At 62.4% G+C, this 19,308-nt stretch carries 18 protein-coding genes; 4 read left to right on the top strand and 14 right to left on the bottom strand.

What is annotated here, in order from left to right; translation table 11 throughout:
• Positions 1-17: 17 nt before the first annotated feature.
• Genes V1292_RS21730 through V1292_RS21720 form a run of 3 tightly spaced genes read right to left on the bottom strand, consistent with a single transcriptional unit; the run spans position 18 to position 2,702 of the window.
• Positions 18-1,454, bottom strand: a complete 1,437-nt coding sequence (locus V1292_RS21730) for a TIGR01777 family oxidoreductase (RefSeq protein ID WP_334374713.1) — start codon at positions 1,452-1,454, stop codon at positions 18-20.
• Positions 1,451-2,116, bottom strand: a complete 666-nt coding sequence (locus tag V1292_RS21725) for a DUF4166 domain-containing protein (protein ID WP_334374712.1) — start codon at positions 2,114-2,116, stop codon at positions 1,451-1,453. Before V1292_RS21725 ends, V1292_RS21730 begins: the two co-directional genes overlap by 4 nt.
• Before the next feature lie 28 nt (positions 2,117-2,144).
• Positions 2,145-2,702, bottom strand: coding sequence for a GbsR/MarR family transcriptional regulator (locus V1292_RS21720; protein ID WP_334374711.1), 558 nt, complete (start codon positions 2,700-2,702; stop codon positions 2,145-2,147).
• A 226-nt stretch (positions 2,703-2,928) separates the two neighbouring features.
• Between V1292_RS21720 and V1292_RS21715 the strand changes: the two genes are divergently transcribed.
• Positions 2,929-4,878: a diguanylate cyclase domain-containing protein gene (locus tag V1292_RS21715; protein WP_334374710.1), complete on the top strand. Its 1,950-nt coding sequence runs from the start codon at positions 2,929-2,931 to the stop codon at positions 4,876-4,878.
• Positions 4,879-5,062: 184 nt separating this feature from the next.
• Here the strand turns inward: V1292_RS21715 and V1292_RS21710 are convergent, their stop codons facing one another.
• The 5 genes from V1292_RS21710 to V1292_RS21690 all read right to left on the bottom strand — a co-directional run bounded on the left by V1292_RS21710 (position 5,063) and on the right by V1292_RS21690 (position 9,203).
• Positions 5,063-5,434, bottom strand: coding sequence for a nuclear transport factor 2 family protein (locus tag V1292_RS21710; RefSeq protein ID WP_334374709.1), 372 nt, complete (start codon positions 5,432-5,434; stop codon positions 5,063-5,065).
• Between the two features lie 130 nt (positions 5,435-5,564).
• On the bottom strand, positions 5,565-5,864 hold the full coding sequence (locus V1292_RS21705; protein ID WP_334374708.1) for an acylphosphatase: 300 nt from the start codon (positions 5,862-5,864) through the stop codon (positions 5,565-5,567).
• Complete coding sequence (locus tag V1292_RS21700; protein ID WP_334374707.1) at positions 5,861-6,730, bottom strand: isocitrate lyase/PEP mutase family protein; 870 nt, start codon at positions 6,728-6,730, stop codon at positions 5,861-5,863. The genes V1292_RS21705 and V1292_RS21700 overlap by 4 nt, the downstream gene beginning before the upstream one ends.
• Before the next feature lie 109 nt (positions 6,731-6,839).
• Positions 6,840-8,855, bottom strand: a complete 2,016-nt coding sequence (locus V1292_RS21695) for an acetyl/propionyl/methylcrotonyl-CoA carboxylase subunit alpha (protein ID WP_334374706.1) — start codon at positions 8,853-8,855, stop codon at positions 6,840-6,842.
• 138 nt (positions 8,856-8,993) lie between these two features.
• Positions 8,994-9,203, bottom strand: coding sequence for a hypothetical protein (locus V1292_RS21690; protein WP_334374705.1), 210 nt, complete (start codon positions 9,201-9,203; stop codon positions 8,994-8,996).
• A 195-nt stretch (positions 9,204-9,398) separates the two neighbouring features.
• On the opposite strand from V1292_RS21690, the gene V1292_RS21685 reads away from it, so the two are divergent.
• The gene (locus V1292_RS21685) at positions 9,399-10,172 is read left to right on the top strand and encodes a thermonuclease family protein (protein ID WP_442895548.1); all 774 of its coding nucleotides are present in this window, start codon (positions 9,399-9,401) and stop codon (positions 10,170-10,172) included.
• A 56-nt stretch (positions 10,173-10,228) separates the two neighbouring features.
• A complete protein-coding gene (locus V1292_RS21680) occupies positions 10,229-12,682 on the top strand; it encodes a PAS domain S-box protein (protein ID WP_442895547.1) in 2,454 nt (817 codons plus the stop codon).
• A gap of 12 nt (positions 12,683-12,694) precedes the next feature.
• On the opposite strand, the gene V1292_RS21675 is transcribed toward V1292_RS21680, so the two are convergent.
• Together V1292_RS21675 and V1292_RS21670 are read right to left on the bottom strand one after the other, a co-directional pair.
• A complete protein-coding gene (locus V1292_RS21675; RefSeq protein ID WP_334374702.1) occupies positions 12,695-15,415 on the bottom strand; it encodes a bifunctional diguanylate cyclase/phosphodiesterase in 2,721 nt (906 codons plus the stop codon).
• 94 nt (positions 15,416-15,509) lie between these two features.
• Positions 15,510-16,037, bottom strand: a complete 528-nt coding sequence (locus tag V1292_RS21670) for a hypothetical protein (protein WP_334374701.1) — start codon at positions 16,035-16,037, stop codon at positions 15,510-15,512.
• 608 nt (positions 16,038-16,645) lie between these two features.
• Here V1292_RS21670 and V1292_RS21665 point away from each other — a divergent pair.
• Positions 16,646-16,972: a hypothetical protein gene (locus V1292_RS21665; protein ID WP_334374700.1), complete on the top strand. Its 327-nt coding sequence runs from the start codon at positions 16,646-16,648 to the stop codon at positions 16,970-16,972.
• Positions 16,973-17,042: 70 nt separating this feature from the next.
• Here the strand turns inward: V1292_RS21665 and V1292_RS21660 are convergent, their stop codons facing one another.
• From V1292_RS21660 to V1292_RS21645, 4 genes are all read right to left on the bottom strand, one after another.
• The gene (locus tag V1292_RS21660; RefSeq protein WP_334374699.1) at positions 17,043-17,321 is read right to left on the bottom strand and encodes a hypothetical protein; all 279 of its coding nucleotides are present in this window, start codon (positions 17,319-17,321) and stop codon (positions 17,043-17,045) included.
• Positions 17,322-17,508: 187 nt separating this feature from the next.
• The gene (locus V1292_RS21655; RefSeq protein WP_334377240.1) at positions 17,509-17,688 is read right to left on the bottom strand and encodes a hypothetical protein; all 180 of its coding nucleotides are present in this window, start codon (positions 17,686-17,688) and stop codon (positions 17,509-17,511) included.
• 43 nt (positions 17,689-17,731) lie between these two features.
• The gene (locus V1292_RS21650) at positions 17,732-17,971 is read right to left on the bottom strand and encodes a hypothetical protein (protein ID WP_334374697.1); all 240 of its coding nucleotides are present in this window, start codon (positions 17,969-17,971) and stop codon (positions 17,732-17,734) included.
• 305 nt (positions 17,972-18,276) lie between these two features.
• Positions 18,277-18,966 carry a hypothetical protein gene (locus V1292_RS21645; RefSeq protein WP_334374696.1) on the bottom strand — a complete coding sequence of 230 codons (690 nt, stop codon included), beginning with the start codon at positions 18,964-18,966 and terminating at the stop codon, positions 18,277-18,279.
• Between the last annotated feature and the right edge of the window lie 342 nt (positions 18,967-19,308).

The raw sequence follows: 19,308 nt of genomic DNA, 5'->3' as shown, positions 1-19,308 counted from the left end.
TGGGGCCACTGCCCTCCTCACAAGATCGCCTCGAAGGCGCTGCGCAGCGTTTCGTGCCGGAACACAAAACCGTTGCTGAGCGCCTTGTTCGGCAACACGCGCTGGCCGCCCAGCAGCAATTCATTGGCGAAATCGCCGCCGACACGGCGCAGCAGCCCACCGGAAATGCGGAACACCGCGGGCCGGCGCAGGCATCGGCCAAGTTCTTCGGTGAATTTCAGATTGGTGACCGGAATCGGCGCCGTCGCGTTGACCGGTCCTGAGATTTCCGGACGCGCGATGACATGGGCGATCAGGCGGATCAGGTCGTCGCGCTCGATCCACGACATCCACTGCCGGCCCGAACCGAGCGGCCCGCCGAGGCCAAACTCGAACGGCGTCAGCATCCGCGTGATGAAGCCGCCGTCGGTGCCGATCACGAGGCCGATCCGCAAGTAGACCACCCGCACGCCGTGCTCTTCCGCCGGACGCGCTGCCTTCTCCCAGGCATCGCAGAGTTCATGGCTGAAGCAGGCATGCGACTTGGCCGATTCCGTCAGCACCTGGTCCTGCCAGAGCCCGTACCAGCCGATCGCCGAACCCGAGACCAGCACCGTCGGCTTGCGCTCGAGCCGCGCGATCAGGCGGATGACATCGCCGGTCATGTTGATGCGGGAATCCAGGATTTTGCGGCGCTTGGCTTCGGTCCACAGCCCATTGCCGATCGGTTCTCCCGCGAGATTGACGATCGCATCGATACGGGTGTCGGCCGGAAGCTGGTCGAGGCTCGTGATCAGCGTGATCGGCGGCGGCAGCATCTCGATCTTGGCGGGATTGCGCACCAGCGCGATCACCTGATGCCCTGCCCCGCTCAGGCCTGCCACCAGGCGACTGCCAATGAAGCCGGTAGCGCCGGTGACCAGCACCGTCTGCCGGTCGGGCAGTTTTTCGACCAGGCTTGCCGCCGGCGCACTCGTCATTCGCGACAGACGCTTTGACGCGGTGAAATCGCGCAGCCCGCACAGGGCAGCGCCGACGGCCGCAGCCGCCGCGATCAGGCTGAGCCATCCTGTATAAGCCGATTTGACGCCGGTCGGCTGCGCCGCCCAACCGATCAGAACCGGCAGCAGCAGCACCAGAATGGCGCCGTAATTGATCGCGAGCAGCGTATGATTGATGCGTTCGCTGGCCGGCAATTTCCGGCTCATGTCCTCCTCGACGAAATCCATCAGCGTGATCACGATTTCCGCAACCAGCACCACGACGATCAGCATGGCGAAGACGCCGTGCACTTCCAGCCAGCCCAGCACCAGGAACAGAAGCGCGTAGAGCATGTTGCGCAACGCATGAAGCTGCAGCTCATAGCGCTGCGATGGTCGCCATGCGAGCCGCTCGGTCAGCTCATGGTGGTAGAACGTGTCGAACACGCCCATCACGACCTGAATGGCGATCAGGATCCAAAGCAACGACGTCATGATGCGGCCTCCATGAACATGGCGGACTGACGAATGAGCCTGCCAAGGCGCGGGTGAACGATCTCGAGCGTGAAGCGGAACGTGCCGCCGCCGAGGTCGGAATGAGTCACGGTGAGATCGCCGGGCGTGAGCCAGGGCGGCAGCGGCAACCGCACCGGCCCGATCTGCACGGAATAGTCGACGCTGCGAAACACCAGGGCTTCGTGTTCGACGGCAATGCGCAACGCCATGCTGACGCCGTAGCCGACATATTCTTCCAGCCCGGTAGGCCCGGCGAACCGTTTCGCCGAGTGAATGACCTGTGGAAAGCCGTTGCTGCGCGCGCAGATCCGGGTCCAGATCTGGCCGCCGCTCGCCGCATCTTCGGTCACCATCACGGCCATCGAGACGCCGGTCTCGGTGCATAGCGGAAACGGCCCTCCGATCATGCGCGCAAGCTGCGCCAGCCACCAGCCGGCGCGGCTAAAACTCGCCTCCTCCACCGTGCCGACATAGACAACGGTTTCGCCATCGGCAAAACGCTTTGAAAATCGCCGCCAGATCGCCAGAGGCAGTCGGCCCCACTCCTCGTCGGGCAACAGATCGTGGAAGCGGTGGTCGTCGAGCAGGATAGTGTTCGAGGCAGGCGTTGCGGGAAACCTGGGTACTCTTGTGGACACCATCACACGCTCCTGCTCTGCCCCTCTGCCCCTATTTGGACTTCCCCGCCGGCAAGAAGCTGACGATCTTCTCGCCAAGCTTGATCAGCGCGACCAGCCTCGGCCGCGGCACGTTGAGCATCTGCGTGTACCAACGGTCGACCAGTTCGGTGAAAGTCAGCATTTCCTTCAGCCGCTTGGCCGCGACCGGGCTGATGGTCGGATCGTCAGCGGCGTCGGAAACGCAGGCGCGCAACGCATCGATGGCCGGATCGATCTCGCGCTCCTTGCGGCGGGCGGCGATCCGCGCCGCCACCTCCCAGATGTCGGTCTCCGCCTCGAAATGATCGCGCCGGTCGCCGAGAATCGGCACCCGCCGGATCAAATTCCAGGCCAGCAGCTCCTTGATGGAATTGGACACGTTGGATCGCGCCATGCCGAGCGTCTCGGCGATATCCTCCGCGGTCATCGGCGCCTCGGCGAGATACAGCAGACCGTGGATCTGGCTGACCGAGCGGTTGACGCCCCACTCGTCCCCCATGTCGCCCCAGTGCAGGATGAACCGTTCGACCACGGCCGAGAGTTTCTTTTTGTCGGTCTTTTCTGTCATGACAGAAATATCTGACGTTACTGTGCGGCTGTCAAGGCCTCTTGCGGTTTGGAGGACCTGATCCGCGCGCCAGGCTTCCCAAGAGTCCGGGTTCCAGAAATGGAACTTGGGTTCATAATTTCCGTGTTTTCCCGGTCAGCTCGTTAACCGCCCAGTACCGGTCGCGTCTTAGACTCCGCTCGCACGCTGCCAGCAACAAGGTCCGGCGCGGCAATCAAGGCACGGAATGCCCCATCGAAATCCCCCAGACCCCGGCGGGCCGCTGCGGCGGGTGACATCGACGGCCATGGTCATCGCCTTTGCGCTGGTCATGACCGCCTGCATCCTCGGCGTCATGGCCTGGAAGGTGCTCGACGCCAAGAAGGCGGCGCTGGCGAGCGGCAGGTCCGAGATCCAGAACCTCGCGCATTCGCTTTCCGAGCATGCCTCGCACACCATCCAGGCGGTCGATATCGCGATGGGCGGGATGGTCGACTTGCTGAAATACAGGGATCCCGATCCGGACCGGTTCAACAGATACCTCGCTGAAACGGCGAAAACGCTGCCCCAATTGCGGAGCATCGGCGCCGCCGATGCCAAGGGCAACTGGACCTATTCGTCATTGACGGAGACACCGCGCCATACCATCTCGGATCGCAGCTATTTCGCCTACCATCGTGACAAACCAGACAGCGCGCTTCGGATCAGCGAACTGATGCAGTCCCGCGCGGACGAGCGATCCTCCATGATCGTTCTTTCGAAACGCATCACCAAGCTCGACGGCAGCTTTGGCGGGGTCGTCGCCGCAGCGATCGACAAGGATTACTTCAATAACTTCTACCGGACATTTCAGCTTGGCCCCGACGGCGGCATCAGCCTGATACGGAATGATGGCGCGCTCCTGTTGCGCTGGCCGCAGTCGGACAAGAGCACGGATCTCTCCAAGACCGACCTGTTCAGGAAGCATCTCAAGCAAAGCTCTGTCGGATACTACAAGATCATCTCGCCGTTCGACGGCATCGTGAAGCACCTTGGCTATGAGGTGACGCCGCACTACCCGATGGTGGTCACGGTGGCCATATCGGAAGACTGGCTGCTCTCCGAATGGTGGAAGGGCTTGCGAACCGACGCCATCGTCGCCGGCGTGCTGCTCTGCATGATCCTGATGCTGGCGGCGTTGGTTGCCCTGCAGTTCCGCTTCCGCAGCAAGACGGAGCGCGCGCTGCGCGAACGCGAGGCGCATTATCGCCTGCTGGCCAACAACATCGCCGATATCATCATCCTCATCGATGCCAACAGCCTGCTCCGCTATGTTTCCCGATCGGCCGAGCCGGTGCTGGGATTGCGTCCAAAGGACCTGCTCGGCAAGTCATGCTTCGACCTGGTCCATCCCGACGACAGGGAGAGCGTCAAAGCGGCGACCATTCGGCTCGACGCCGCCGATAGCGTCAGCACGGTCGTGTTTCGGCACTATCGTGGCGACGGGACGCTGGCGTGGGTGGAAAGCAAGTTCAAGATGGCCTCCGCAACCAGCGACCCGGCGCGGACGGAATTCCTCTGTGTCATCCGCGATGTGACTGAACGGAAGCGGATGGAGGATGAGCTGACCCAACTCAACCGCCGCCTCACCCAGCTTGCCGCGACCGACGGGCTGACCGGGCTCACCAACCGCCGCACCTTCGATGGCTTCCTGCGGCGCGAATACGAAGCCTGCGAAGAGATTTCGGTGCTGCTGTTCGATATCGACAATTTCAAGGGCTACAACGACACCTACGGGCATCAGGCCGGCGACCGTTGCCTGCAGGCGGTTGCGAAAGCCATCGGCAATGCGACCGACAACACGTCAGGCCTGTCCGCGCGCTATGGCGGCGAGGAATTCGCCGTCGTGCTGCCGAACAGCTCGGAAGACGATGCAATGAAGGTTGCCGAAGCCATCCGGTTGACGGTTCGGGCGCTCGGCATTCCGAATACGGCCTCGAGCCGCGGCTACATCACCATCAGCGCAGGCGTTGCCGCAAAAACCCGTTCGACAATCGACGAGGCCGCGCTGGTGGGAGAAGCCGACACCGCCCTCTACGAGGCAAAGCGCCTCGGCCGCAATCGCAGCATTGTGTATTCCTCAGTCGACTTGCAATATGTCGACAGCGCCTCCATCCAGTACGATGGCGAGTTCGCGCCGGGCGAACGGGCGCATTAGCTACGGCGTCATAGGCCCCTCATGGTGAGGAGCGCGAAGCGCGTCTCGAACCATGAGGCCCCGTCTGTGGCCTACATCCTTCGAGACGCCCGCTTTGCGGGCTCCTCAGGATGAGGATGTTTGAACAGCTATGACGCAAGGCTCGATATCCGCTTTGCTGGACGCGAAAAGCCAACACCCGGACCTATTCCACGATTTTCCAATAGGAGTCCTTGCGGATCACCTTCCCGTTGCGAAACGTGTAGAAGTCACAACCTCGGACCTCCTTTCTCGTGCCCTCGCGGGTGGTGCCTGTGAGGGTCCATTTTGAGATGCCGGTCTCGGCAGTCGGATCCACAAAATGCTCATCGTTGCCGTAGTGGACGTCAGGTAGGCCTTCGAAGCGTGTTGCCAGCGCTTCTCTTACGTTCCGTTTGCCCTCGAAACGAGTCCCCCAAGGCTCGCTTCCCCGCGGCATCTCCAGGACGCAATCGTCAGAAAAGAATGCCATGATGCGATCAAGATCGTGCGCGTTGAAGGCATCACATAAACCCGCCAGCGTCGATCGAATGTCCATCGCCCGTCTCCACCCAGTCGGATAATTGATATCTGCTCTGCGCGTTCGATCTTCGAAGAGGCCATTGGCGACTCGGTCGGTCAAGCTCGGAGGCTCCGAGAGCGGGCCCCAGTTCAAACAGGCACCGACGTTATATCGTCGGCAGCACCGAGAACCGCTCTCCTGCGCGCCGCAGCTTCAGCATCTCGGGATTGCCGGCGTCGTCCTGTACCGCCTCGACCCGGGCCGATGACGGCCCTCGCCGGCAAGCCGAGATCATCGCGGTCACCGGCTCCGCGGGACCTGCGAACAACGCCTCGACACGGCCGTCCCTGCGGTTGCGCACCCAGCCTTCGAGATCGCGCGCCCGTGCCGTGTCGTCGACCCAGGCGCGATAGCCGACGCCCTGCACCCGGCCGCTTATTGTGACATGACGAATTGCATCGCTCATTTATTCTTCAACCCGAGAAATGCGCCAGCGCGCGCCTTTATTTCGGCATCGCGCATGGCCCGGCTGGTCAACTCGGCAGATGCAAGGCTGTTCAAATTTTTCGGCGAGGTTCCCTCACGCAACGCCTTCAGCGTCTGGTAGACGGCCTGCGTGGCGGCGGCGAATGGCGCGTGGCCCTGCAACGCGATCCGCACGCGCTGACCGGCGAGATAATCCAGCGCCGTCATGTCCTCGGGCGCACCACCGAGCACGATCGGCAATCTCGTCGCGGCGGAAATCGCTTCCAGCTCGCCCCGGCTCTTGATGCCCGTGAAGAACAGCGCATCGACGCCGGTGGCCTCATACGCCCTCGCTCGTCCAATGGCGTCGTCAAGTCCGGTGACGGACACGGCGCCGGTGCGGCCCATGATGACCAGCGAGGGATCGCTGCGGCCATCAAGCGCGGCCTTCATCTTGCCGACGCCCTCCTCCAGCGGAATCAATTGCGTTCCAGCCTGCCCGAATGCCTGCGGCAAGAGTGTATCCTCGATCGTGAGGCCAGCAGCGCCGGCAGCCTCGAGTTCCTGCACGGTACGGCGGACATTGAGCGCATTGCCGTAGCCGTGGTCGGCGTCGACCAATACCGGCAGTGTCGAAGCGCGCGACATCCGCCGCATCTGCTCGGCCAGCTCCGTCAGCGTGATCAGCGCAATATCGGGATCGCCGAGAACGGCCAGCGAGGCCACCGAGCCGCCGAACATGCCCAGTTCGAAGCCGAGGTCTTCCGCAATGCGGATCGAAGTCGCGTCATAGACCGATCCTGGCCGGATGCAGGTGGAGCCGGCGAGGATGGAACGCAGAGCTTCACGGCGTTTGCGGAAAGCCATCAGGAGGCTCCTCATTCGTCATTGCGAGGAGCGCAGCGACGAAGCAATCCACACTTCCTTTGCCGCACGATGGATTGCTTCGCTGCGCTCGCAATGACAGGGGTTGCGTCTACGCAAACTCCAAAATCAGCGCGTCCACCGCCAGTGTCGCGCCGGCGGCGGCATGGATTTTCTTCACGGTGCCGTCGCGTTCGGCGCGCAGCACGTTCTGCATCTTCATCGCCTCGACCACGGCCAATGTCTCGCCGGACTTGACCTCCTGCCCTTCGGCGACCGCAATCGACACCACGAGCCCGGGCATCGGGCACAGCAGCTTCTTGCCGGTGTCGGCGGCCGAGTTCACCGGCATCAGCCGTGCGGCGGCAGCCTCGCTTTCGGTGAAGACGTTGACTGCAACTTCAAAGCCCTGGTGCGCGAGGCGGAAGCCGTTCGGGATTGCGCGTACCTGCATTGCGACCAAGTGGCCGTCGATGGTGCCGTGCCAGACCGGCTCGCCCGGCGTCCAGGCCGAGATCAGGTTGTGCGGATTGCCCGGCATGCCATCGGCGCCGATGAAACGCACCGCGATGCCGTCGGCCTCGCGTGCCACGTCCAGCGCGATTTCGTCGCGGCCGAGCCACACCGCGCGCCGGCGTTCACGCTGCACCAGGCGGCCGGTCAACTGACCGGAAATCTGGCGCTTGCGCTCGCCGAGCACGTGATCGATCGCGGCACCCACGGCGGCCAACCGCCGCGCGATCTCGCCTTCCGGCGGATGCGCCGAAAACCCTTTTGGAAATTCCTCTGATATGAAGCCGGTGGAAAGTTTGCCCTCGCGCCAGCGCGGATGGTTCATCAGCGCTGACAGGAACGGAATGTTGTGACGGATGCCGTCGACGTAGAACGCGTCGAGCGCCGTGGCCTGTGCCTCGATCGCGGCGGCTCGTGACGGCGCGTGCGTCACGAGCTTGGCAATCATCGGATCGTAATGGATCGAGATCTCGCCGCCCTCTTGCACACCGGTGTCGTTGCGGATGGTGACGCCGTCCTGGCTCGCTTCAGCCGGCGGCCGGTATTTCACCAGCCGGCCGATCGACGGCAGGAAGTTGCGGAACGGATCCTCGGCATAGACGCGCGATTCCACGGCCCAGCCGGTCAGCGTGACATCCTTCTGAGCGATGGAAAGCTTCTCGCCGGCTGCGACCCTGATCATCTGCTCGACCAGGTCGATGCCCGTGACGAGTTCGGTGACGGGATGCTCGACCTGCAGACGGGTGTTCATCTCCAGGAAGTAAAAGCTCTTGTCCTGGCCGGCGACGAATTCGACGGTGCCGGCCGAATCGTAATTCACCGCCTTCGCCAGTGCCACCGCCTGCTCACCCATCTTGCGGCGGGTGGTCTCATCGAGCAGCGGCGACGGCGCTTCCTCGATGACCTTCTGATTACGGCGCTGGATCGAACATTCGCGCTCGCCAAGATGGATCACATTGCCATGCTTGTCGCCGAGCACCTGTATCTCGATGTGGCGCGGATCGACGATGAACTTTTCGACGAAGACGCGGTCGTCGCCGAACGAGGATTTCGCTTCCGCCTTGGCGAGGTTGAAGCCCTCGGCGACTTCCTTCTTCGAATGCGCGATCCGCATGCCCTTGCCGCCGCCGCCGGCGGAGGCCTTGATCATCACGGGGTAGCCGATCTCGTCGGCGATCTTCACCGCGTGCTTTTCGTCCTCGATCACACCGAGATGTCCCGGCACGGTCGAGACTTTTGCCTTCGCGGCGGCCTTCTTGGATTCGATCTTGTCACCCATCGCGGCAATGGCGCCGGGATTGGGGCCGATGAAGACGATGCCCGCCTTGGCGAGTTCGCGCGGAAACGCCTCGCGCTCGGAAAGAAAGCCATAACCCGGATGCACCGCCTCTGCGCCGGTCTTGCGGCAGGCGTCGATAATCCGGTCGATCAACAGATAGCTCTCGGCCGCCGCCGGCGGGCCGATCAGCACGGCCTTGTCAGCCATTTCGACGTGGAGCGCGTCGCGGTCGGCCTCGGAATACACCGCGACCGTCTCGATCCCCATTCGGCGCGCAGTCTTGATGACCCGGCAGGCGATCTCGCCGCGATTTGCGATCAGAATTCTCTTGAACATGTTCTTCTTGCTTGAGCTTTGGGCGGGATCCTCCCCCGCAATGAGACATGCGGGACGCGGGTAACACACCCGTCGTACAGCAAAAATCGATGGAGGCAACGGTCTCGTACCGGCTTCGCGGTGCCGCCTGGCGGTAATTCAGCCGGAATAGGAGTTGAAGCGGCCCCGCGCATAGGCATGGGATACCGCCTTCATCAGCTCGCCGACCTCGGATTCCAGATATTCGTTGGCCACGATCAACGCGCGGATCGTCGCCCTCATATCCCCACCACAGGCAGAAATCGCCTGATCTACAGCGGCTTCCAGCTCATCGCTCTCTTCGGACTTCGGCTGTGAAGAGGACGACATGGCAATAATCCGTGTTGAGCGAGTGGCCCATGTTCTTATTTTGTTCCTATGAAGTCAATGGGCCGTTGTCGTCTGGTCGCAACTGCGCTCGCGACTTTCCCCAACCTGCTTCGCTTGCGCCATTAGCGCCGGCATCTTGGTTCAATCACATCAGCTTATGCTAGAAGGCTGCGGCGGGTGTGGAATTGATTTGAAATGAATCAGATGCGGTCACGAATTATTCTGGTTGCGGCGTTGCTGTCGATTGTCCTTCCAGCCAGCCAGAGTTTGGCTGCCACTGCCATCGTGCGGGATGGCAGCACACTTCAGCTCAGCAATGTCACCTACCGCCTCGACGGCATCGATGTCCCGGCCGCCGATCAGCTCTGCATCGACGAACACGCCGATAGCTGGACCTGCGGGATCGAGGCGCGCGATCAACTGACCAAGTTGATCGGCGGCAAACAGGTCCGCTGCGACGATCTGGGTCCCGACCCCACCTTCAAGAAACGGCGCATCGGCGTGTGCAAGATCGAGGGAGACACCACAAGTCTCAGCCAGTTGCTGGTCCGCAAGGGATTTGCCCTGAATGTCGAGGCCTCCGCCAGCGGGCGCTTCACGGTGGACGAGGCGCGCGCCAAGGATGACCGCCAGGGACTCTGGAAAGGCTGCTTCGTCGCGCCGCGCGAGTTCCGCGCCGGGAAGAAAGATGGCCCCCTGCTCGGCGCCGCGTGCCGCGCCGATCGCGATCGCGAAATCCGTGAGGCGCTGTTCCCCGAGGATCTCGTGATGCCGGCGAGTTGCAACATCAAGGGCAAGTACGCGGTACGCGCGCGCGTCACCGGGAACCTCGGCATCTACCATCTGCAGGCATGCCGCTCCTATCCGGGACTGACCCAGCCCGATCGCTGGTTCTGTTCCGAGGAAGATGCGCAGGCCGCCGGGTTCCGCCGGGCCTATAACTGCCGGTCAACCACCAAGAGCAAATGAGGCTGGCAAACGCGCCGGCTCTTGTGTGAAAGTGCCGGCAGAGGTTGCCGGCACGCATGACACCTTCCGACACGACGAACCTCCTGCCTGAAGCTGCCGCCGCCGAGCGCTTGCGGCAATATCTGCAGGAAATCGCAAGCGAGCGCGACAGTGCTCATCGTGCTTTGCAGGAGCGCGAAGCGGAGCTGGCGCGGATCCAGCGCATTGCCGGCGTCGGCGGCCTCGAAATCGATTTCCGTGACGGCGTCAAGAACCGCCGCTCCCCCGAATATCTTATCGTTCACGGGCTGCCACCCGAGGCGGCCAACGAGACCTACGAGGAATGGGTCAGTCGAATCCATCCCGAGGATCGCGAGCAAACGGTCCAGCATCTGTTCGGCGTATTGAAAAGCCAGAGCGAGGATTATTCGGCCGAATACCGCATCGTGCGGCCGAACGACGGCGTGGTCCGCTGGATCCGCGTCGTCGCCAAGATCGAGCGCGAGGCCGACGGCCGCGCGCTGCGCCTCGTCGGCGCCGATTGCGACGTCACCGATCAGATGCTGGCGCAGGAAACCTTGCGCGAAAGCGAGGAACGCTTCCGCCTGATCGCCAACAGCGCGCCGGTGCCGATCTGGGTCACCAAGCTCGACCGCACGCGTTCCTTCGCCAACCAGGCCTATGTCGATTTCCTTGGACTGCCGTTCGAGGAAGCCATTGTGTTCGACTGGCGCAAAAGGCTGCATCCGGACGACGTCGCGCGCGTCGTCCAGGAATCCGTCGCAGGCGAAGCATCGCTCAAGCCGTTCGTGCTGGAGGCCCGTTATCAGCGCGCCGACGGCGAATGGCGGTGGCTACGCTCGGAATCCCAACCGCGCTGGGATCCGACCGGCAAGCACATCGGCTTCATCGGCGTTGCCCACGACGTCACCTCGGCCAAGCAGGCCGAGCACGATCTGCGCCGGCTGAACGAAATTCTCGAACTGCGGATCACCGAGCGGACGGCGCAGCTCGAATCCAGCGAAGCCCAGATGCGGGCGATCTTCGAGACCAGCCATCAATATCAGGCGTTGCTCAACCAGCACGGCGAGGTGCTCTATGCCAACAGGACGGCGTTGGACGGCATCCGCGCCGACGCCGGCGCGGTGGTCGGCCAGCCATTCTGGGAAACGCCATGGTTTGCCGCGACCTCCGGCATGCGCGACGCCGTCCGCGACGCCTTCATCACGGTCATGCAGGGCGAAGAGGCCAGGATCGAAATGCTGCTGCACCTGCCGATCGGCGACCGCTATTTCGATTTCGCGATGCGCCCGCTGCACGACCGGCACGGCGCCGTCATCGGGGCAGTGCCGGAGGCCATCGACGTCACCGAGCGCCGCCAGGGCGAGGAAGCGCTGCGCCAGTCGCAGAAGATGGAAGCGGTCGGACAGTTGACCGGCGGCGTGGCGCACGATTTCAACAACCTGTTGACCATCATCCGCTCCGCGACCGATTTCCTGCGCCGCCGCGAGTTGCCGGAAGAGCGTCGACGGCGCTATATCGACGCGATCGCCGAGACGGTGGAGCGCGCCTCCAAGCTGACCGGACAATTGCTGGCGTTCGCCCGCAGGCAGCCGCTCAAGCCGCAGGTGTTCAACGTCGGCACCCAGGTCGAGTCCGTCGCACAATTGATCCGCCCCCTCGTCGGTGCCCGGATCAGGATCGACGTCGAAATCGCCGATCTCAATTGCTTCGCAATCGCCGACGTCGCGCAATTCGAAACCGCGCTGATGAATCTCGCCGTCAACAGCCGCGATGCCATGGACAGCGAGGGCCGGCTGACCATTCAGGTCCGCAAGGTGGATGCGATTCCGCCGCTGCGTGCCCAGCCCGCCCGCAGCGGTGACTTCGTCGCCATCACCGTGACCGACACCGGCTGCGGCATTGCCCCTGCCCTGCTCGAGACGATCTTCGAGCCGTTCTTCACCACCAAGGAAGTCGGCAAGGGCACCGGCCTCGGGCTGAGCCAGGCGTTCGGTTTTGCCAAGCAATCCGACGGCGATATCGCAGTTGCAAGTGAGCCCGGCCGGGGCGCGACGTTTACGATCTACCTGCCGCAGGCCGCGGTGCCGGCCGATACGAGCGAAGCCGCCGCGACCGCCAGCGAGCCCGCGGCCCGCGGCCGCGGCTACCGCGTCCTGGTCGTTGAGGACAATGACGACGTCGGCCAGTTCTCCACCGAGCTGTTGGAAGATCTCGGCTACACCGTGCGCCGTGTCGCCAGCGCGGACGCCGCGCTCGCAATCCTGGCCGAGGACGAGTTTTCCGCCGACCTGGTGTTTTCCGACGTCATCATGCCCGGGATGAACGGCGTCGAGCTCGCCGGCATCGTGCGCGAACGCTATCCCGGCCTGCCCGTGGTCCTGACTAGCGGCTACAGCAACGTGCTGGCGGAGAGCGCCCATCGCGGCTTCGAGCTGATCCAGAAACCCTATTCGGTGGAACTGCTGTCGCGAATTCTCAGGAAGGCGATTTCCGAGGCGCGCCGTTAGGACATATACGCCTCACGCCGCGGCTTCGACGCCGGCCTCCCCCGATGCCAAGAGCGCGCGGATTTCCTGCGCAGGGCGCGCGGCGCTGAACAGATAACCCTGCATCTGCGTGCATCCGAGACGCTGCACGGTCTCGCGCTGCTGCAACGTCTCGACGCCTTCGGCCGTGGTGATCATGTTGCGGTCGGCGGCGATGCTGACCACCGCGCGGATGATCGAGGCCGACGAGGAATTGCGCGTCACTTCCTTGACGAAGGAGCGGTCGATCTTGATCTTGTCGAACGGGAAGCGCTGCAGATATTGCAGCGAGGAATAGCCGGTGCCGAAATCGTCGAGCGCGATATGAATGCCGAGCGCGCGGAGCTGGTTCAGCGTCGCCAGCGCCGCGTCGTCGTCCGCGATCAGGACGGCTTCCGTGATCTCCAGCTCCAGCCGGCGCGGGTCAAGTCCCGTCTCGGCAAGGGCAGCGGCGACTTTCATCGACAGCGTTTCCGACCGGAACTGGATCGGCGAGACGTTGACGGCGATTCGGACATGAGCCGGCCAGACTGCGGCTTCGGCACAGGCGGTGCGCAACACCCATTGCCCGATCTCCTCGATCAGGCCGGTCTCCTCGGCGACCGGCACGAAGTCGGCAGGCGAGATCATGCCGCGCACCGGATGCCGCCAGCGCAATAGCGCCTCACAGCCAGTGACGCCGTCGCCGCTCAGATCGACCTGCGGCTGATAGTGCAGTTCAAACCCGCCCTGCACCAGCGCCTCGCGCAAGTCTGCCTCCAGCTCGCGTCGATGATTGGCCTGCTGCTCCATCTCCGGATCGAAGAAGCGATAGGTCCTGCGGCCGGCGGCCTTCGCCGCATACATTGCGAGATCGGCGTTCTTCAGGAGATCGAAAAGGTCCGAGCCGTCGCGCGGGGCAATCGCGATGCCGATGCTGGCATCGCTGGAAAGCTGATGGCCATGGCAGTCGAACGGGGTACGCAGCGCCTGATAGATCCGCGCGACCAGCGCGCGAACGTCCTCGGCGCTCTCGATGCCGTGCTGAAGGATAGCGAATTCGTCCCCGCCGAGGCGGGCGATGAAATCCTCAGCGCCGACCGACTGGCGCAACCGCTCCGCCACGCCCTTCAGGAACTCGTCGCCGATCAGATGTCCCAGCGTGTCATTGATGCGTTTGAACTCGTCGATGTCGATATAGAGAATCGCGAACTCGTGGCCCTCCGTTTCCAGCAGCAGCCCCTCCGCATGGCGCTGGAACAGGGTCCGGTTCGGCAGATTGGTCAGCGCGTCGTAATGGGCGAGATGTTCGATCCTGGCCTGGTCGCGTCGGCCTTCGGTAACGTCTTCCAGCGTCGCGGCCCAGCCGCCGTCCGCCGACCGCTTGAAGATCAGCCGGATCGTGCGTCCATCCGGCGTCGAGGTCACGGTGTCCTGAACGAGACTGCCGTTGGGATCGAGGAAGCGTTCGCAATAGGCGTCGACGTCGCCGAGAAAGGAGCCGCGTTCCTGACGGTGCCGGATCAGGTCGCGCAGATGACAGCCGGGTTTGACGACTTCCGGCGAGAGCCCGAACATATCGATATAGCGCCGGTTGCAGATCACGAGACGGCCCGAGGAATCGAACAGCAGCAGGCCCTGCGTCATGTTGTTGATGGCGGTGTCGAGATGCTGGCTCTTCTCCGAAAGCTTGCGCTGCGCGGCGGCATGCTGGCGGCGGAGCTGGCGCACGATCAGGAAGACCATGCCGATCACGACGATGATCGCCAGCGCGGCCGCGAAGAATTGCAGTCTGGTCTGCGCCCGCCAGTCGGCCAACGCAGCCTCCGTTCGGGTGGTCGCCACGATCAGGATCGGGAAGTGCATGAGCGACTTGACCGCGCCGACCTTGTCTTCCGCCAGCCTCGCGCTGGTGAAGCGCCCGGATATATTGCCATCCACGGCCAGCGCGCGTTGAAAGGCTTCGCTTCCGGCGACATTGAAGCCGATCAGCCTGTCGTCCTTCGGATAACGCGCAATGATGGTGCCGTTGCGGTGAATCATCGAGATCGCGGTATCGCTGTTGAGCTCCAGCGATCCGACAAAGGCCTCGAAATGCGACGGTTCGACGCCGCGGCTGGCAAATCCGATGATCTCGCCATTGCGGCCGACGATCTTGCGCGCAAATAACGTAGTCCAGTTCCTCGTCACCTTGCTGACGACCGGCTCGACGATCACATCGGTGGTCGGCTTTCCCGACGTGAACTCCTTGAAGTACTGACGGTCCGCGATGCTGAGATCGGGGACCGGCCACATCTCGGAGGAATTGATCAGCCATCCCTTGACGTCCCACAGGTTCAGCGCGCCGACATGGGGTAGCGCCGAAAGCTTGCTGCGCAGCATCTCGTGCGCGCTTAAGGTCGACATTCTCTGTTCGAATTCTTCCGGCGTATCGACCCCGTCGGCCCGCATGCCGGATACGACGTCCTCATGCACATGCTGGAGATCGTTCAATTGCTGGTCGAAATGCCGTGACAGCAAGAGCGCGCTGTTGTTGAGTTCGCGCTCGGCGACTTCCAGCGCCCGCTCGCGGTATTGCATGGCGAAATAGCCGGTGCCGAGCATGATCGCGACCACGAGCCCTGCGGCACTCAGGATCAGCCACTGGATCGCGCTCAGCCTGATCCGCCACGGCATGCCGCGACCAAACAGCGGCTGGCTCTCCGCGATAACGTCGTCCGACGGAATATTCAGCATTTTCGCTGCCCCTCAACAGGCGCGTGTTGTAGGGACCACAAGCCAAGGCGGCGTTAGCAAAATGAGTTATCGGGAGGTTAAAGCGGCCGCGGAATCAGGCGGATTCCGCCATCTCGTCTTCCTTGAGACTGCACTCGATCAGCGCCCCGTCGATCGTGAACTTCGAAAACAGCGAGCCCGGCGTCGACGCCTGCAGCGCCGCAAGGAACTGCGAGTCTCCGGGACTGCGCAGGAAAAACCGGATGTGGCTCGCCGACATCGTATCCCTCGACAGCCATACGATGCCCGAGAACAGCGCAACCATCGTCTGGGCGTACTGACCGGCATCGGCGATGCCGAGTTCGTAAACCGGCGACACCACGATAAAGCGCGCGCGGAGGATGGGATCCGGAAATTTGCTCATCATCAGGCGGCTGACCTGGCAGGCCGCATGGATGCGCTCGCCGTCTGACAGGCAGTACAGGCTCGGGTGATCGCCTTCCTTGGTCAACCCGTCATAGGCCGCATAGCTTCCCGTCGAAAAGGTCGAAAAGTCCTCGCCGACGCTTTCGGCGTCCTTCTTCCACTGGCCCTTGATCGACCGCCAGGACCTATCCGGCTCTTTCATCGGCAGAAGGCGCATGACTAACCAGAGGTTAAATGCAGAAGTTGATGCCGGCATTTTACGGGCAGCGGCTAAACGTTTGCTTACGCTGGCGCCCGGCGCGCAAATAATTTGTTCGACCCGCGAAACTACTACCTCGGCGATCGTTTTGCTGCCGTGCTTCCCTACGGTCTCGAACTCCAGCGGGAGCTATGAGACTCTGCGCCGGAAGTCGAAACAGATTGCCAAGGTGCTGCCTGGGCGCCGAAGAGCATGGGCTGACAACATGGGACCGAATGAATTGGTTCCTAAAGGCGTTCGTCGGAGGCGTTACCCGCTCCCGGCCGCAAGATCGATCAGGGCGATGCCGAGGTCGGGCCTCTTCTTGCGTCGAAGCGCTGCTGGCGCTTCGGGCATCGTTCCCGAAGAGCCGGGATCGCCCCAGCTCACGACCGCGAGCATCGATGGATTTCAGTGCGCGAAAAATGCCCGACTGCCCGGCTGCGAAACCATGGTGCCTTTGCTGATTGAGCGCCTTGGCAAAACTGGAACTGAAACCTCACATCCGTTTGAAGCGAACCGATCACGATATCGGAACGGTCGCAGGCGCCTCCGGTTGGCCCCTATAAGTGCAACGGAGACAACTCATGAACTTGAAGCTCCTAGCTGCAGCTGCGGTTCTTTCGACTGCGGTCGCGGCGCCGGCACTGGCGCAGGATGCTCACGGACGGTCAGATGCCATCCGTAAGCCGCAAACCCAGGACCGGGTTTATCACCGCCACAGCGGATTCTGGCCGGGTGAAATAGTTGGAGGCGCGATTGGCACGGCCGGCGCGATTGCGACAGCGCCGTTCCGAAACGACGTCTACGCCTACAATTATGGCTACGGGCCGCGCTACTACAATAGCGGCTTCGTCTGTCAACCTGGAACGACATTCATCGGTGGAGACGGCCGGCGCCATATCTGTCAGTAGCTAACAACGGGCATTGGAGAAGAGTCGGTCCAACACCGCCTCTTCTCTTCTTGTTTAGCGATTGCTTTATTTAGCGGTTGCCTGAAGGCTTCTTTCCAGGCGGATCGCCGCCGCGGTCGACCCGGCTCACGCGCTGGGCACGCTCCTTGTCCTTGGGTTGCTCCTGTCCCCGCTGATCACGGACGATGCCCTGATCATCGCTGCCATCGGACGATACGGGATCAGTCGGTTCGGGCTCCGTCGCTTGCCGATGTTGCTCCCTGCCTTCCCGGACCAGCAGGTCGTCGCCGATCATCTGCCCGATGATCTGCTTGGTCTGAGCCTCGACCTTCTCATGAAACTTGCTCATGGCGGGCCTCCTTCCATCGAAGAACGACGTCAGGCTCCAATGTTTCCATGTGTTTCCAAACAGGATTTGCCGGCCCCGGCCAATGCTCCGCGACTCGGAGGCCGGTTCCGCACAAATGTAACAATCCTGTCGCAGAGCAAAACTAACCGGGAGGCGACGGGGAAATAACCCCGCCGCATGTATCTGGCTACCCGATGAGCCAATGACCCTTATGGATATCGAACTTCACGAGGCCTTCGTCGCGCATCTTCAGAAGCAGGGATTGGCAGGCTTCCTCATTGGGGAGATTGGCACGTCGCATGATTTGGTAGGCCTTGAGCGGCTTTTCGCGGAGCGCATTCAGAATATTCTCGCGATCTTTCAGCATGACTTGTCCTGTAAATCCAAAATTGGTGTTGATAATGAACTGCTCAGGCCGCCATGACGAGTTTGATCTGGCCGTCTTCAAGCTTTCCGGCCTCGAGCGCGTCGCGCGCCATCTTTTCGATAACAGGCCAATTTGCGAGAAGAAATTTTTGCGCCAGAGCCTTGGTCGGCAGCTCGGTTTGCAGAACGCAGCGCTGCCGCGCTATTCCGTTCGCGATCTGAAATGACACCGCTTGCGGCCCCTCGATGATCTCTTGTTCGGTGGGCTTGGCAGCTTTCCGCATCCGCTATTCCTTTTTTGAGCGTTCGATTAGGTCAGGCTGTCGGGATCGACATTAGCCACTGCGCCTGGTGTGTTTCTTGGCTATTGCGAATGAGCGGCGGTTAGCTAGGACTGATCGTCCTCGGCCTCCGGGGCGCGTTTCGGCTTGTGATCCGCGATTGGCTGCGTATTGCGCACCGCCTCGGTCAGCATCTGGCGCAACTCATCCTTTGTCATCGATGGTTGCCGCGTGGTTGACGATTTCCATTGTGCCATCAGGTCTATATGGGGATGCCGGGGTGAGATTTAAACCCCTGACTTGCCCTATCAGTGTCCCAGTACCCCTTTTAAGCCGGTGTAAATTGACCCGCCGGCTGTTGCCACCAGACCAGCAAGCGGGCCAAGGGTCTTAATCAGTTCCTGAATCCGACGCGCCCGTCGGCGCATGACGTCCGGCCCCACATGCTGACCAAACATCCGGGCCAGCCGCACCGCGACAGCACTCGGGCGGCCTGAAGCCGCGATCGCATTCGGCAGCGAACGAAGGATCAGCATGACCAGCAGATTTCCCGTCAAATAGGCCAGCATGATGCTGAGCGCGTATTCAACGGCCTCGCGCCATTCGCGGGGGCTGTCCGGCAGGATCGGCACCTTATCGACATATCCGATGGTGATCAGCATGGCCGTCACGCTGAGGAAGGCCGTGGCGATTCCAAACCCGACGGCCCCCCTCACCCCGATCTTGTTGGCGGCGTAGAGCATGACGCCAAACGGAATCGGGATGATCACCGAGGCTATCCGCAGGTGGAGCGCGGAAACATCCAGCAGGATCGTCACAACGAAATGCGCGGCGATCAACAGAAGGGATGGGATAAAGACATAGAGCACCGCATGCCGCAGCAGGAAGCGAACTGGACGGTCCAAAAACGCGAGTTGCGTATTGACCCGGTCCAGCTCCTGCTGGAGCCGGTCAAGTTCCGCTACGAGGTTCTGGTTTTCGATCACAATCGGCTGCACGACACGGAGATCTCTGCTGCAATGCCTGCAGACGAGTGCTTCGTCCTTAATCGTCTCGGCGCAGAAAGGGCATTCCATCAGGCGGCCAATCTGCCCGTGGAAGATTCGAACGCGACAAGGGTTCGAGCGTGACTTGCCTGACCAGCCTTCATGCGCTGACCGGCCTGCGCCGGCGCGACGCAAGCCGGGCCTTCACCTCGACAAGTTCGGCACGCAAGCGATCTCTCTTTTGCGACAGCGCCTGATGTTCGGCGGCCAGCGGCAACGGAACGGCCGTATCCCGTCCGCAGGCCGGACAGACGAGCGCATGCTCATCCTTCTCCGTTTTGCAAAAGAAGCAAG

Origin of the sequence: Bradyrhizobium sp. AZCC 1719 (assembly GCF_036924525.1) — a bacterium.
In the GTDB taxonomy this organism is placed as follows: Bacteria; Pseudomonadota; Alphaproteobacteria; order Rhizobiales; family Xanthobacteraceae; genus Bradyrhizobium.
This window is presented reverse-complemented; position numbering and strand designations above follow the sequence as displayed.